At 60.7% G+C, this 13,084-nt stretch carries 14 protein-coding genes and 1 pseudogene; 13 read left to right on the forward strand and 2 right to left on the reverse strand.

The genetic code is table 11. The annotated features are described in order from the left end of the window. Nucleotides 1–2 precede the first annotated feature (2 nt). Entirely contained in the window at nt 3–506 is a 504-nt protein-coding gene (locus ACZ1HA_RS18910; RefSeq protein ID WP_472714997.1) for an aggregation factor core, read from the forward strand. Here ACZ1HA_RS18910 and ACZ1HA_RS18915 read toward each other — a convergent pair whose 3' ends face one another. Continuing rightward, nucleotides 507–818: a DUF1244 domain-containing protein gene (locus tag ACZ1HA_RS18915; RefSeq protein ID WP_375229149.1), complete on the reverse strand. Its 312-nt coding sequence runs from the start codon at nt 816–818 to the stop codon at nt 507–509. A 209-nt stretch (nt 819–1,027) separates the two neighbouring features. Between ACZ1HA_RS18915 and pyk the strand changes: the two genes are divergently transcribed. From pyk to ACZ1HA_RS18955, 8 genes and pseudogenes are all read left to right on the forward strand, one after another. Further along, a complete protein-coding gene (gene pyk, locus ACZ1HA_RS18920) occupies nt 1,028–2,476 on the forward strand; it encodes a pyruvate kinase (protein ID WP_375229148.1) in 1,449 nt (482 codons plus the stop codon). A 33-nt stretch (nt 2,477–2,509) separates the two neighbouring features. Next, nucleotides 2,510–2,734 (forward strand): hypothetical protein, encoded by a 225-nt coding sequence (locus tag ACZ1HA_RS18925; RefSeq protein WP_436398227.1) that lies wholly within the window; start codon nt 2,510–2,512, stop codon nt 2,732–2,734. Between the two features lie 126 nt (nt 2,735–2,860). After that, entirely contained in the window at nt 2,861–3,061 is a 201-nt protein-coding gene (rpmI, locus tag ACZ1HA_RS18930) for a 50S ribosomal protein L35 (protein WP_189368062.1), read from the forward strand. Nucleotides 3,062–3,079: 18 nt separating this feature from the next. Beyond that, complete coding sequence (gene rplT / locus ACZ1HA_RS18935; RefSeq protein ID WP_153217418.1) at nt 3,080–3,445, forward strand: 50S ribosomal protein L20; 366 nt, start codon at nt 3,080–3,082, stop codon at nt 3,443–3,445. A gap of 120 nt (nt 3,446–3,565) precedes the next feature. Then, nucleotides 3,566–3,970: a rhodanese-like domain-containing protein gene (locus ACZ1HA_RS18940; RefSeq protein WP_472714998.1), complete on the forward strand. Its 405-nt coding sequence runs from the start codon at nt 3,566–3,568 to the stop codon at nt 3,968–3,970. Nucleotides 3,971–4,081: 111 nt separating this feature from the next. Then, on the forward strand, nt 4,082–4,891 hold the full coding sequence (locus ACZ1HA_RS18945) for an ABC transporter substrate-binding protein (protein WP_472714999.1): 810 nt from the start codon (nt 4,082–4,084) through the stop codon (nt 4,889–4,891). A gap of 4 nt (nt 4,892–4,895) precedes the next feature. Then, nucleotides 4,896–5,705: an amino acid ABC transporter permease gene (locus ACZ1HA_RS18950; RefSeq protein WP_472715000.1), complete on the forward strand. Its 810-nt coding sequence runs from the start codon at nt 4,896–4,898 to the stop codon at nt 5,703–5,705. After that, nucleotides 5,692–6,428: pseudogene (locus ACZ1HA_RS18955) on the forward strand (amino acid ABC transporter ATP-binding protein). The gene ACZ1HA_RS18950 and the pseudogene ACZ1HA_RS18955 overlap by 14 nt, the downstream one beginning before the upstream one ends. A gap of 15 nt (nt 6,429–6,443) precedes the next feature. On the opposite strand, the gene ACZ1HA_RS18960 reads toward ACZ1HA_RS18955, so the two are convergent. After that, nucleotides 6,444–7,463: a LacI family DNA-binding transcriptional regulator gene (locus ACZ1HA_RS18960; RefSeq protein ID WP_472715001.1), complete on the reverse strand. Its 1,020-nt coding sequence runs from the start codon at nt 7,461–7,463 to the stop codon at nt 6,444–6,446. A gap of 355 nt (nt 7,464–7,818) precedes the next feature. Between ACZ1HA_RS18960 and pheS the strand changes: the two genes are divergently transcribed. The 4 genes from pheS (at nt 7,819) to pheT (ending at nt 13,061) form a co-directional block, all read left to right on the forward strand. Continuing rightward, nucleotides 7,819–8,892, forward strand: a complete 1,074-nt coding sequence (gene pheS, locus ACZ1HA_RS18965) for a phenylalanine--tRNA ligase subunit alpha (protein ID WP_472715002.1) — start codon at nt 7,819–7,821, stop codon at nt 8,890–8,892. A gap of 55 nt (nt 8,893–8,947) precedes the next feature. Beyond that, complete coding sequence (locus ACZ1HA_RS18970; protein ID WP_472715003.1) at nt 8,948–9,721, forward strand: type 1 glutamine amidotransferase; 774 nt, start codon at nt 8,948–8,950, stop codon at nt 9,719–9,721. A gap of 54 nt (nt 9,722–9,775) precedes the next feature. Continuing rightward, nucleotides 9,776–10,585 (forward strand): CE1 family esterase, encoded by an 810-nt coding sequence (locus ACZ1HA_RS18975; RefSeq protein WP_472715004.1) that lies wholly within the window; start codon nt 9,776–9,778, stop codon nt 10,583–10,585. Nucleotides 10,586–10,661: 76 nt separating this feature from the next. Further along, nucleotides 10,662–13,061, forward strand: a complete 2,400-nt coding sequence (pheT, locus tag ACZ1HA_RS18980; RefSeq protein WP_472715005.1) for a phenylalanine--tRNA ligase subunit beta — start codon at nt 10,662–10,664, stop codon at nt 13,059–13,061. Nucleotides 13,062–13,084 lie beyond the last annotated feature (23 nt).

The raw sequence follows: 13,084 nt of genomic DNA on the forward strand, positions 1-13,084 counted from the left end.
CCATGCTGAGAGCGACCGCTGTTGCCATTCTTCTGACCACCCAGACCGCCGCCGCAGATATTGCCGTGCGCTTTGTGGAAAGTGCGCCCAAAGACCGTTTCATCATCGAGAACCTCGGCGACTGCGCACTGACCGCCGCGGGTCTGACGCTCGACATGGCGGGTTCCGCAGGTGGTCTGATCTTTGATGTGACCGGATCCGGTGCCGGCGTGGAGGTTTTCCAGCCTTTCGATCTGGTGGCAGGAGAAAGCGCGCTGGACGGGCTGCCTGAGGTGCGCGACGGGGACCGGGAAATTTCGCTGAACATCTCAGCGCTGGCGCCGGGTGCTCAGATTGCCTTTACCATCGACGTCGATGACACCGCAGAGGCGCGTGGCATCATGGTGTCGGGCGCGGAAATTACCGGAGCGGCGGTGCGTATCACTGAGGGTGACGCGACACGCTCTGCGGCATTTGACAGCGGTGCCTCGGCGCTTGTGTCCGCTGGGCCCTGTGCTGCTGCCTGATCAGCTTTCGCCGACGTTTTCCCGGAACGACTTGTCAAAAGCGGCTTTCTGATCGCCGGTGGCCTCGGTCTGGTAGTTGGCTTTCCAGTCGTCCATGGTCATGCCGTAGAACAGCTCCCGCGCCTCGTCCTTGGTCATGTCGATGCCTTTTTCGGCGGCTGCTTCCTGGTACCAGCGTGACAGACAGTTCCGGCAGAACCCGGCAAGGTTCATCATGTCGATGTTCTGCACGTCGGTGCGGTCCTGCATCAGGTGCTGCTGCAGGCGGCGGAAAGCGGCGGCCTGGAGTTCAATCTCGGTCTGCGTCGGCATGCGGGGCTCCTTGCTGGTCGTTCCTCAAAGGTGGGGACGTCACGGATGATGTCAAGCAGGCTGGTGTCATCATGACATTACCTCTGTTGGTGCAGTCTCTGCGCGGTTGCGCCGTGCGCCGCGATGCGGCATAAGGCTGGCAATCCGTTAGCGATAACGGCACCGCCGCAGGGCGATGACCCGGACAGATCAGAGGGACGACCGCAGATATGAGACGCACGCGCAATGTAAAGATCGTGGCCACGCTTGGCCCTGCTTCCAGCAGTTATGAAATGATCAGCGCGCTGCACGAGGCTGGTGCCGACGTGTTCCGGCTTAACATGAGCCATGGCAGTCACGACGAAATCCGTGAACGCCACGCAATCATCCGCCAGATCGAAAAGGAAACGGGCGGCAGCATCTGCATCCTTGCCGACCTTCAGGGCCCGAAACTGCGCGTTGGTGTCTTTGCCAGCGACGAGGGCGAGATGCTGGAAGAAGGTGCAAAATTCCGCATGGATCTCGACGACACGCCCGGTGATGTGAACCGCGTGCACCTGCCACATCCCGAGATTTTTGCCGCACTTGAGCCGGGTGCCACCCTGCTTGTGAACGACGGGAAAATCCGCCTGACTGTGGACGAGTGTGGCCCTGATTATGCCAACTGCACTGTGATTGCAGGCGGGGTGATTTCCAACCGCAAGGGCGTGAACGTGCCCGATGTGGTGCTGCCGCTCGCGGCGCTGTCGGACAAGGACCGCAAGGATCTCGAATTTGTCTGTGAACTGGGTGTCGACTGGCTGGCGCTGTCTTTTGTGCAGCGTGCCGAGGACGTTCTGGAAGCCTCCGATCTGGCCAACGGCCGCGCGGCGATCCTGTCCAAAATTGAAAAACCGGCCGCGGTTAAGAATTTTGATGACATTCTCGCCGTCAGTGACGGGATCATGGTGGCGCGGGGCGATCTGGGTGTTGAGCTGCCTGTTCAGAATGTGCCGCCCATTCAGAAACGTCTGGTGCGCAAGTGCCGTGCCGCAGCGCGGCCTGTGATCGTGGCCACCCAGATGATGGAAAGCATGATCGAAAGCCCGGTGCCGACACGCGCCGAAGTCTCGGACGTGGCAACGGCGATCTATGAGGGCGCAGACGCTGTCATGCTGTCGGCTGAATCGGCGGCCGGTGCCTATCCGGTTGAGGCTGTGACGACCATGAACAACGTCGCGACTGAGGTTGAGCTTGACCCGACCTACACCCAGATCATCGAATCCTCGCGCGAGGCCAAAGGCCGGACCATTGCGGATGGTATCGTGTCGGCAGCCCGCGAGATTGCGGAAACCACGAACATCAAGGCGATCTGCTGCTTTTCCCAAAGTGGCACGACAGCGGCTCTGGTGGCGCGCGAACGTCCGCGGGTACCGATCATTGCGATGACGTCTGTGCCGCGCACCGCGCGCCGCCTGACGCTGACATGGGGCACAAACTGCGTGATCGTTGATCCGCTGGACCGGTTCAAGATGGCGGTTGTGCAGTCCGCACGCGCCGCGACCCGTCAGGGCTATGCGGACAAGGACGACATGATTGTGGTGACCGCCGGTGTGCCGTTCAACGTGCCCGGCAGCACCAATATTCTGCGTGTTGCACCCTGTGACGAACGTTTGATTTTCAACACCGACCCGGAGTAGCCTTACCTAACGTAAGGTGAAGTGGAGTTTGCGATGGATCCGGATCTGGCGCTTGTGATCGGTATCGTGCTGACTGTGCTGTCTTTTCCGACGCTCGTTTCCGCGCTCTCCGAGCGCCGCCCGCCGCGTGTCGGGGCGATTGCGTTGGTGGCGGGGCTGGGTCTGATCGGCTACGCCATGGCGACTGTCCAGGGTGGGTACACGGTGACCGGCATTCCAAAGGTCTTTATGCGGGTCGTGAACCTTTACATCTTCTGAGGTGCCTTCCCGATTCAGGGCTTGCCATAAACAGAGCTCCCCCTATAGAGCAGCCTTCAACCGCGCGACCGGCTCATGTGGCATGCCGAGTCGTGCGTAAACCGACCTACCTTTGAGGAGACGGAAATGCCCAAGATGAAGACTAAATCGAGCGCCAAGAAGCGCTTTAAGGTGACAGCCACCGGCAAGGTGATGTCCGGCCAGGCAGGCAAGCGCCACGGCATGATCAAGCGTACACGCAAGTTCATCCGCGACGCCCGTGGCACAACCACTCTGTCCGCACCGGACGCCAAAATCGTCAAGGGCTTCATGCCCTACGACCGCTGAGCCTGAAGGAGATCACACATGTCCCGAGTTAAAGGCGGAACAGTCACCCACGCACGTCACAAGAAGGTCATCAAGGCCGCCAAAGGATACTATGGCCGCCGCAAGAGCACCTTCAAAGTTGCACGCCAGGCCGTCGACAAGGCCAACCAGTACGCCACACGTGACCGCAAGAACCGCAAGCGCAATTTCCGCGCGCTGTGGATCCAGCGGATCAACGCGGCAGTGCGCAGCCATGATGAGGCGCTGACATACAGCCGCTTTATCAACGGTCTGAACCTGGCCGGCATCGAAGTGGACCGTAAGGTTCTGGCCGATCTGGCGGTGCATGAGCCCGAAGCATTCGGTGCGATCGTCAAGCAGGCGCAGGACGCGCTGGCTGCCTGATCCGGCACCACATGACATTACAGAAAGCCGCTCCGGAAACGGGGCGGCTTTTTTCATGGGGCTTGGTTTTTGCTGGCGGTCAGGGCCATACTGCGCGCGAGGACAGCGAAAGGAATTGTCATGGCTGGTCACATCAGATCTTCCGCAGAAATGGTTGCGGAGGCCCGGGCGCGGGTCGAAGAGGTCGAGACGGCGGATGCCATTGCCATGGTCGGGCGGGACGACGTGCTGATCGTTGATATCCGTGACGTGCGCGAGCGCCAGCGCAGCGGGTTCATCCCGGGCAGTTTCCATGCCCCGCGCGGCATGATCGAGTTCTGGGTTGATCCCAAAAGCCCCTACTTCAAGGAAGAGTTCGCCGGTGGCCGCAAATACGTTTTCCACTGTGCGTCCGGCTGGCGCTCTGCGCTGACGGTTGCGACGCTTCAGGACATGGGATTTGAGGCGGCCCACCTCAAAGAGGGGTTTTCTACGTGGGAAGAGCAGGGCGGCCCGGTTGAACGGATGCCGTCTGACAAAAGCTGAATTGCGCGGCACTCCCCGCGCAAACCCGTACCGGCATCGGTTCGCGCTTGCGTGTCACGTCCCGGAGCGCGATAAATCCGGGAAACAATCAAACCCGGGGAGTAATGGATCATGTGGAAAACGACTGTAACCGCGGGGCTGATGGCGGCCTCTCTGGCGGGTGCTGCGGCCGCGCAAAGCTGTTCTGACGGAAAGACGCTGGCAGAGGGCAAGCTGACTGTCGCGACTGGCAACCCGGCTTATTACCCCTGGGTGCTGGACGATGCGCCTGAGGCGGGGAAAGGATTTGAGGCGGCAGTGGCCTATGCGCTGGCGGCTCAGATGGGATTTGATGCGGCGGACGTGGTCTGGACGCGCACCTCCTTTGATCAGGCGATCCAGCCGGGCGCCAAGGATTTCGACCTGAACATGCAGCAGTTCTCGATCACTGAAGCCCGCGATAAGGTTGTCGACTTTTCAGAGCCTTACTACACAGCGCCAATGGCGGTTCTGGTGCGTGGCGCTGATGGTCTGTCTGCCGATATGGAGACGCTGAAGGGTCTGCAGTGGGGCGTGGTGGCTTCCACCACGGCGCTGCCGGTGATCATCAAAACCATCGCGCCCGACAGCAACCCGCTGATCTACGATGACAATGCCAACGTGGTAGAAGCGATGAAGGCTGGTCAGGTTGATGCGGCGCTTTTTGATCTGCCGACCGCGCTTTATCTGTCGGCCGTAGTGCTGGAAGGCGGTCAGGTGCTGGGTCAGTTCCCCGCAGATGAGTCTGACAACCCCGATCATTTCGGCGCGCTGATGCCCGAAGGCTCGGCGCTCAAGGAATGTGTTGATGCGGCGCTGGATGCGATGAAATCAGACGGCAGTCTTGCGGCGATCGAAGCCGAATGGCTTCAGGAAGCAACGGGTGTCCCGCTGATCCGGTAAAGCGATGAACCGCAGACAGGCATATGAGGCGGCACAGCGGCGCAGGTCGCTGACCGTCGCGGGCATCAGTACGTTTGTCGCCATCGCGGCGATCATCCTGCTGGTGCCGTTTGCTCCCGGCTGGCCTGCGGTCAGGGCCAGCTTTTTCGATGGTCAGGTGTTCGTCGATACTTTTCCGACCCTGCTGAAGGCTTTTCTGATCGACGTGATGATCTTTGCCTGGTCGGTGCCGCTGATCATGATGCTGGGTCTGGCCATCGCGCTGGCGCGGGGGGCACGCTCGCCCGCACTCTTTCCGCTGCGGATTTTTGGCGCGGTCTATGTGGATATTTTCCGGGGCGTGCCGGTCGTTCTGACCATTTATCTTATCGGTTTCGGCATCCCCGGCCTGGGGCTGCCACGCTCCTGGAACAGCCCTTACATCTGGGGAACCGTCGCGCTGGTTCTGACCTATTCGGCCTATGTGGCAGAGGTTCTTAGGTCAGGCATTGAAAGCATACATGCCAGCCAGCGTAATGCTGCCGTCTGCCTGGGGCTCAGCGAGCGCGATACGATGCGTTATGTGATCCTGCCGCAGGCCGTGCGCCGTGTGGTTCCGGCCAATATGAACATGCTGGTGGCGCTGCAGAAGGATGTGGCGCTGCTGTCATTTATCGGGCCGGTGGAAATTCTGCGGCAGGCGGGCATCTACAAAAGCCTGCTGGCCAATTTCACGCCCTATGTTGTGGCTGCCGTGATCTTTCTGCTCGTGACTGTGCCGGCGACGCGGTACGCCGATTATCTGCTGAACCGGGACCGCAATGCCAGAAGCTAAACTCACCCTGCGTGGCGTACAGAAGTCTTTTGACAGTAACCACGTGCTGCGCGGCATTGATCTGAGTGTGTCTGAAGGCGAGATGATCTGCCTGATCGGAGCTTCGGGGTCGGGAAAATCGACGCTGCTGCGGTGTATCAACCAGCTGGAGACCATCGACGATGGCGCCGTTCTGCTGGAAGGGGAAGACATCTCGGAGCCAGGGATCGATCTGGGGCCCGTGCGCCGGCGGATCGGGATCGTCTTTCAGTCATACAATCTGTTTCCGCATATGTCGGCGCTTGAGAACGTTCTGCTGGCACCACGGCGTGTGCTGGGCGAGGATGGTGCCGCGCTGGAGGCGCGCGCCACCGCCCTTTTTGAGCGGTTCGGGCTGGCCGCGCATATGCGCAAGTACCCTGACCAGCTGTCCGGCGGCCAGCAGCAGCGGGTTGCTGTGATCCGGGCGCTGGCGATGCGGCCGGAAATCATGCTCTTCGATGAGATCACAGCAGCACTTGATCCGGAACTGGTGGGCGAAGTGCTGGCGGTGCTGCGACAACTGCGCGGGGAAGGCATGACAATGTTGCTGGCGACGCATGAAATGGGGTTCGCGCGCGAGCTGGCTGACCGGGTCTGTTTCATGGATGGCGGTGTGATCGTCGAAGAAGGCCCGCCTGAGCAGATTTTTTCGACCCCCGCGTGCCGCGCACCAAGGAATTCCTGCGGTCCGTCCTGCGGTAAGGCAGCAATCTCTGTTCAGACAGCCGGCAGGTTTTCTGCGATAAAAATGTTCACGCCGCATTGCTGTGCGCCAAAAATGCTCCGGTCCAGCGCGGTGTTCACTGCCTTTTTTCCCAGTTCGTCGACGTCATGGGCTACCACAAGGCGGTAAGTTCCGTTGCGCAGCGCGGCCCGGCTTGCATCTGAAACCTCATGGCCGATCACAACCGGCTGGGTGCCCCTCGTCACCCGCAGCGCGTCAATCAGATAGGGCTGACCGCCACCGGCCAGATAGACGCCGCGCAGGTTGCGGGCATCTTTCATGAGGTCCCGCACGATGGCTGCCGCCTGTTCCGGGTCAGCGCCGTAAGGATGGCATGCCTGCACGCCCAGCTCGGGCCTGCTGATCGCCAGCGCCTGCTGGAAACCAGACTGACGATCCAGAAGATGGCGGAACTGCGGATGACCGATCAGCACAGCGACGCGGCCCGGCCCGGGTGGAACCAGACTGGCCATCAGCTGCCCGGCGGTACGGCCTGCAACAAAGTTATCCTGACCGACATAAGCGGACCGCCGGGACATCGGCACATCCGACACAATGGTCACAACGCGGATACCCCGGTCAGCCAGATTATTGATGGCCAGACCAGCTTCGTGGTTGTCGACGCCAACGGTGATCACCGCTGTCGTATGGCCGTTCACAGCACTCAGCCGTTCCACAATGGTTTCCGGCCGATAAGGATCAAAGCCGCTGATGCGCAGGTCCACACCCTGTTCAGCAGCATCGTTCGCAGCAGCGTCAATTCCGCTGCGCAGATGTGCGAAGAAGGGATTGGTGCCCTCGGGCAGAAAAACCTCAATCCGGGCGGTCTGTGCTGCCTGATGCAGAGAGAGTGAGCTGGGAGCGTATCCCAGTTCAGCAATGGCCTGTTCGATCTGTTTCCGGGTCTTTTCCTTGACGCCCGGTCTTTCATTCAGCACGCGGTCCACGGTTGACCGTGAAAGTCCCGTCATGCGCATGATATCGCTGATGCGCGCCCGCTTGCGGCCGACCATTGTGTATCCCTCCCGGCTCCGGTTTCCGGGCGGAACATCACTGTGCCAGTGACGCCGCTCGCCCGGCCGGTTTTCTTTTTTGCAAATGCTATCATAGGCTGGATGACGTATAAAAGGCAGAAATTGAGGTTAATGTGTTATTTTGGATCTGTAGCGCCGCGGAATGCGCCGAATTTCTGCGGGGTCAGGCCAAATCCGGCGAACAAGGCCACAGATTTTGAAGTAATTGCGTCATTGTTGATGCCCCCTGGACCTGAGGTAGCCTGGAAACCGGCAGCGGCCTGCCTGCTGACCTCACTCTTGCAATCATCGTTCATTCTGCTAGCACCGGCGCAGACTGAAGAACGAGGCAGAGATGGACGATCTCAAGCAGAAATACCTCACCCGCATTGCCGGTGCCGAAGACGAGAATGCGCTTGAAGCCATCCGTGTCGAGGCTGTGGGCAAGAAGGGTGAAATCTCTCTGAAGATGCGCGAACTGGGCAGGATGACGCCCGAAGAGCGCCAGGTCGCCGGGCCTGCCCTCAATGCTCTGAAGAACGAGATCAATTCCGCACTGGCCGCGCGCAAGGCGGGTCTTGCAGATGCAGCGCTTGATGAGCGTCTGCGCACGGAATGGCTCGATGTAACGCTTCCGGTACGGGCCAGCCGCGCGGGCACCATACACCCGGTCAGTCAGGTCACCGAAGAGGTCACCGCCATCTTTGGCGAGATGGGATTTTCGGTTGCCGAAGGTCCCCGGATTGACACGGACTGGTACAACTTTGATGCCCTGAACATTCCGGGCCATCACCCTGCACGGGCCGAGATGGACACATTCTACATGGCGCGGGCCGAAGGCGATAACCGGCCACCGCATGTGCTTCGGACCCATACGTCGCCGGTGCAGATCCGCACGATGGAAGAGCGCGGCGCACCGCTGCGTATCATCTGCCCGGGCGGTGTGTACCGCGCGGATTATGACCAGACGCATACGCCCATGTTCCACCAGGTCGAAGGGCTGGCTATCGACAAAGACATCTCCATGGCGAACCTGAAGTGGGTGCTTGAGGAATTCTTCTCGGCGTTCTTCGGGATCGAGGGGATCAGGACGCGTTTCCGGGCGTCACACTTCCCGTTCACGGAACCCTCTGCAGAAGTGGATATCCAGTGTTCCTGGATCGACGGGCAGTTGCGGATCGGGGAAGGCGACGACTGGATGGAAGTCTTGGGCTCCGGCATGGTGCACCCCAAGGTTCTGAAAGCAGGTGGTATTGATCCTGATGAATGGCAGGGGTTTGCCTTTGGCATGGGGATCGACCGCATCGCGATGCTGAAATACGGCGTTCCTGACTTGCGCGCGTTCTTTGACAGTGACCTGCGCTGGTTGCGTCACTACGGTTTTGCAAGCCTTGACCAGCCAACGCTGCATGGTGGGCTGAACCGCTGAGCGGAGGTGCCTGAGGCGCTCTTCCACGACCGCGCTGAACCAGGGAGAACACCCGGTGGCACTGAAAATTCTGGTGGTCGATAATGACCCGGCCGAGATAAATGACCAGAAGCGTGCCAGCTATGGTGAAACCACCGGCGAAGGGTACGCAAAGGCCCTGCGGGCCGTCGACGCTTCTTGTGACCCCACTGTTGTTGCGCCCTACGATGGTGACACCCTGCCACCCCTGAAAGAATTTGATGGTGCGGTTTTCACCGGCTCTGCGGTGGAATGGACAACGGACGACGCCCGCGCCGCGCCGCTTGCCCGTGCGATGCGGCAGGTGTTTGCCGCGGGTGTGCCGACACTTGGGTCCTGCAACGGGTTTCAGCTGGCAGCGTCTGTTCTGGGGGGCGCATCGCAGCCTTCACCGAACGGGCGCGAGGATGGGCTGGCAAAAGAGATCCGTCTGACGCCTGAGGGGCGCACACATCCGCTGCTGGCCGGGCGCACAGATGGTTACGCCGTGCCCTGCGTGCACCGCGACGAAGTTGTCCGCGTGCCCGAAGGGGCCGTTATTCTGGCCACCAATGATCATTCGCCCGTGCAGGCCATGGCCTTTGAACGCGATGGCGTGAGATTCTGGGGTATGCAGTATAATCCGGAATACAGCCTGCCGTTTATTGGTGCGCGGGTCGGAGACTGGGGCCTGCTTGCACAGAGCGCCGCACAGGATCTGGCGGTGGCGGATACCTCGTCTGCTGCGGCAGAGCGGCTTGGCGTGCGGTTTTCGGACATGCAGGCGAACGTCAGAATGACGGAGATCCGCAACTGGTTGCGCAGTCTCTGAGGCATCATCATCTTGTGAGGTGACAGCCCGCCTGCGCACGCTACAGTGCGGATCATGAAAAGAATTCTCTATGCCATCGCCGCGTTGATGATGACGGCCCCGGGTGCGTTCGCCATGGGCCCCTGGAAAGACGGCTGTATTGATCAGACGCCCTGCGAGATCGGGGACCGCAGCTATCACGTCAGGATTCCGGATGACTGGGATGGCGAGACACCGATGCCGGTGCTGCTGCACTTTCATGGCTGGCAGCGGCAGGGCACGCTGATCGTCCAGCACCAGCGTATTTCCGGTGCGACGCGGCGGCGGGGCGTTTTGCTGGTGGCGCCGAACGGGCTGGGGCGCAGCTGGGATTTCTGGCGGGCCGGCACCCCGGATGTGGCCTTTGCCCGAGCCGTTCTGGAGGATGTGCGTGCCACATATCCCGTGCTGGATGATCAGATCTTTGTCTCGGGGTATTCCTGGGGCAGCAACATGGCCTGGCGCTTTGTCTGCGAAGATGGTGCCGATATCGCGGCGCTGCTGGCGATCTCCGGCACATTGCCCCAGAACGAAGACTGCAGCACCGCGCCGGGCGAGGTCCGTCAGGTGTATGGACTGGGTGACCAGGTGCTTGATTTCCCCTATGGACCCGGCGGCGACACGGAGTTTCCGGTATATCTGTGGCGGCAGAAATACGGGTGTGGCGCTGGCATTGCGGAAGGCGCGTGGAATGCGCGGGATTTCCTGACCTTTCAGCGCACGACCTGGGATTGCCCGGACGGTGATGTCAGCCTGGATATCCATCCCGGCGGGCACTTTATTCCGCACGGCTGGATCGCGCGACAGCTGGATCAGATGCTTGGGTTGCCTCCCAGCTACCCCTGACCGCCAGCAATGGGTTTTCCCCCGCCCGTCTTTGGTCTATCAGGGCGCGGACACATAAAGACCCGGCGGATATCCCATGAAATTCACGCTTTCCTGGCTCAAAGACCATCTGGACACATCGGCAACGCTGGATGAGATCCTCTATGCCCTTACTGATCTCGGTCTCGAGGTTGAGGGGGTCGAGGACCGTGCCACCCGGCTGAAGGATTTTACGCTGGGCTACGTGGCGTCGGCTGAGAAACATCCCGACGCGGACCGCCTGCGCGTGTGCCAGGTGGACACCGATGAGGGGCAGAAACAGATCATCTGTGGCGCGCCCAATGCACGTCAGGGCATCACGGTCGTAATTGCCAAGCCGGGCGTTTACGTGCCGGGCATTGATACGACCATCGGTGTCGGCAAAATCCGCGGTGTTGAGAGCTTTGGCATGATGGCCTCGGAGCGCGAGCTGGAGCTGTCAGACGAACATAATGGCATCATCGAACTGCCATCCGGCGAGGTGGGGCAGTCTTTCGTTGACTGGCTGGCCGAAAACGACCCGGCCAAAGTGGACCCGGTGATCGAAATTGCCATCACGCCAAACCGCCCCGATGCGCTGGGCGTGCGTGGTATTGCCCGCGATCTCGCGGCGCGGGGTCTTGGTACCCTGAAAAAGCGCGATGCGGAGCCGGTGGAAGGAACCTTCCCCTGCCCGGTCACTGTTACCATCGAAGGCGACACGCTGGAGCAGTGCCCGGTGTTTTATGGCCGTGTTATCCGTGGCGTCAAAAACGGCCCCAGCCCGGCATGGCTGCAGGATGCACTGCGCGCCATCGGCCTGCGTCCGATCAGTTTTCTGGTCGATGTGACGAATTTCTTCACCTACGACCGCAACCGGCCACTGCACGTTTTCGACGCGGACAAAATCGCCGGAAACACGTTGCGGGTGCACCGCGCAAAGGGTGGTGAAACACTCACGGCGCTGGATGAAAAGGAATACACCTTCTCAGAAGGGATGACCCTGATTTCGGATGCAAACGGCGTCGAGAGCATCGGCGGGATTATGGGCGGTATGACTTCGGGCTGTACCGAAGAGACCGTGAATGTCTTTCTGGAGGCCGCGTATTTTGATCCGGTACGCACCGCCTATACGGGCCGCGCTCTCAAGATCAATTCGGACGCGCGGTACCGTTTTGAGCGGGGTGTGGACCCTGAATGGACCCCTTATGGCGTCGAGCATGCGACCCGGATGATCATCGACCATGCCGGTGGTGAAGCCTCCGAAATGATTGTTGCCGGTAAAATTCCGGACACCTCCCGCGCCTACCGGCTTGATGCGGCGCGCGTGCAGTCCCTGGTCGGGATGGAGATCCCGGAAAGCGAACAGCGCCAGACGCTTACGTCGCTCGGCTTCATCCTTGAAGGCAACATGGCGCATGTGCCCAGCTGGCGGCCGGACGTGCAGGGTGAGGCCGACCTCGTGGAAGAGGTCGCGCGGATCGCCTCGCTGACCAAACTGCAGGGTAAACCGCTACCACGTCTGACCGACGGGGTGCCTAAGCCGATCCTGCTGCCGATGCAGCGGCGCGAAGCGATAGCGCGCCGGACCTGTGCGGCGCTGGGGTACAATGAATGTGTCACCTACAGCTTTATTGATGCGGCCTCTGCCAGCCTGTTCGGCGGCGGAGATGACGTGACGCGGCTGGAAAACCCGATCAGCTCGGATATGAGCCATATGCGTCCTGATCTGCTGCCGGGCCTGTTGCAGGCGGCCGCCAGGAACCAGGCGCGTGGTTTTGCAGATATGGCACTGTTCGAGGTGGGGCCTGCCTTCACCGGTGGTGAACCGGGCGAACAGCAATTGCAGGTGACCGGCCTGATGGTCGGGCGCAGCGGGCCCAAGGATGTGCATGGCTCAGACCGGGCCGTGGATGTCTTCGACGTCAAAGCCGATGCCGAAGCTGTGCTTGCGGCCATTGGTGCCCCGGCGCGTGTTCAGATCATGCGCAACGGCGCTGACTGGTTTCATCCGGGACGGCATGGCACGATCTGCCTTGGCCCTAAAAAGGTGCTGGGTGTCTTTGGTGAACTGCACCCCCGTGTGCTTGAGGCGATGGATGTGAAAGGACCGGCAATGGCCTTCACGCTCTGGCCGGCCGAAGTGCCGATGCCGCGTAAGTCCGGGGCGACGCGGGCTGCGCTGGATATCAGTGATCTTCAGGCGGTTGAACGGGACTTTGCCTTTGTGGTGGATACCGGTGTGGAGGCACTTACATTGATCAATGCCGCCATGGGGGCGGATAAGGCGCTGATCGCCGATGTACGGGTCTTTGACGAATTTGTCGGGGGCAATCTGGGCGAGGGCAAGAAGTCACTCGCACTGACCGTGCGGATGCAGCCAAAAGATCAGACGCTGACAGAAAAAGATATCGAGGCAGTCAGCGCGAAGGTCGTCGACAAGGTGACCAAAGCGAGCGGCGGCAGCCTTCGCGGCTGACGTCAGGCCTCTGAAAGGACTAC

The organism is Roseobacter sp. S87, from assembly GCF_055693285.1.

What these genes read in the sequence shown, in the direction of transcription:
- ACZ1HA_RS18945 (WP_472714999.1), top strand. Translation starts at nt 4,082, where the DNA reads ATGTGGAAAACGACTGTAACCGCGGGGCTGATGGCGGCCTCTCTGGCG.
- rpmI (WP_189368062.1), top strand. Translation starts at nt 2,861, where the DNA reads ATGCCCAAGATGAAGACTAAATCGAGCGCCAAGAAGCGCTTTAAGGTG.
- pyk (WP_375229148.1), top strand. Translation starts at nt 1,028, where the DNA reads ATGAGACGCACGCGCAATGTAAAGATCGTGGCCACGCTTGGCCCTGCT.
- ACZ1HA_RS18910 (WP_472714997.1), top strand. Translation starts at nt 3, where the DNA reads ATGCTGAGAGCGACCGCTGTTGCCATTCTTCTGACCACCCAGACCGCC.
- ACZ1HA_RS18960 (WP_472715001.1), bottom strand. Translation starts at nt 7,463, where the DNA reads ATGGTCGGCCGCAAGCGGGCGCGCATCAGCGATATCATGCGCATGACG.
- pheS (WP_472715002.1), top strand. Translation starts at nt 7,819, where the DNA reads ATGGACGATCTCAAGCAGAAATACCTCACCCGCATTGCCGGTGCCGAA.
- ACZ1HA_RS18950 (WP_472715000.1), top strand. Translation starts at nt 4,896, where the DNA reads ATGAACCGCAGACAGGCATATGAGGCGGCACAGCGGCGCAGGTCGCTG.
- ACZ1HA_RS18975 (WP_472715004.1), top strand. Translation starts at nt 9,776, where the DNA reads ATGAAAAGAATTCTCTATGCCATCGCCGCGTTGATGATGACGGCCCCG.
- pheT (WP_472715005.1), top strand. Translation starts at nt 10,662, where the DNA reads ATGAAATTCACGCTTTCCTGGCTCAAAGACCATCTGGACACATCGGCA.
- ACZ1HA_RS18915 (WP_375229149.1), bottom strand. Translation starts at nt 818, where the DNA reads ATGCCGACGCAGACCGAGATTGAACTCCAGGCCGCCGCTTTCCGCCGC.
- ACZ1HA_RS18925 (WP_436398227.1), top strand. Translation starts at nt 2,510, where the DNA reads ATGGATCCGGATCTGGCGCTTGTGATCGGTATCGTGCTGACTGTGCTG.
- rplT (WP_153217418.1), top strand. Translation starts at nt 3,080, where the DNA reads ATGTCCCGAGTTAAAGGCGGAACAGTCACCCACGCACGTCACAAGAAG.
- ACZ1HA_RS18940 (WP_472714998.1), top strand. Translation starts at nt 3,566, where the DNA reads ATGGCTGGTCACATCAGATCTTCCGCAGAAATGGTTGCGGAGGCCCGG.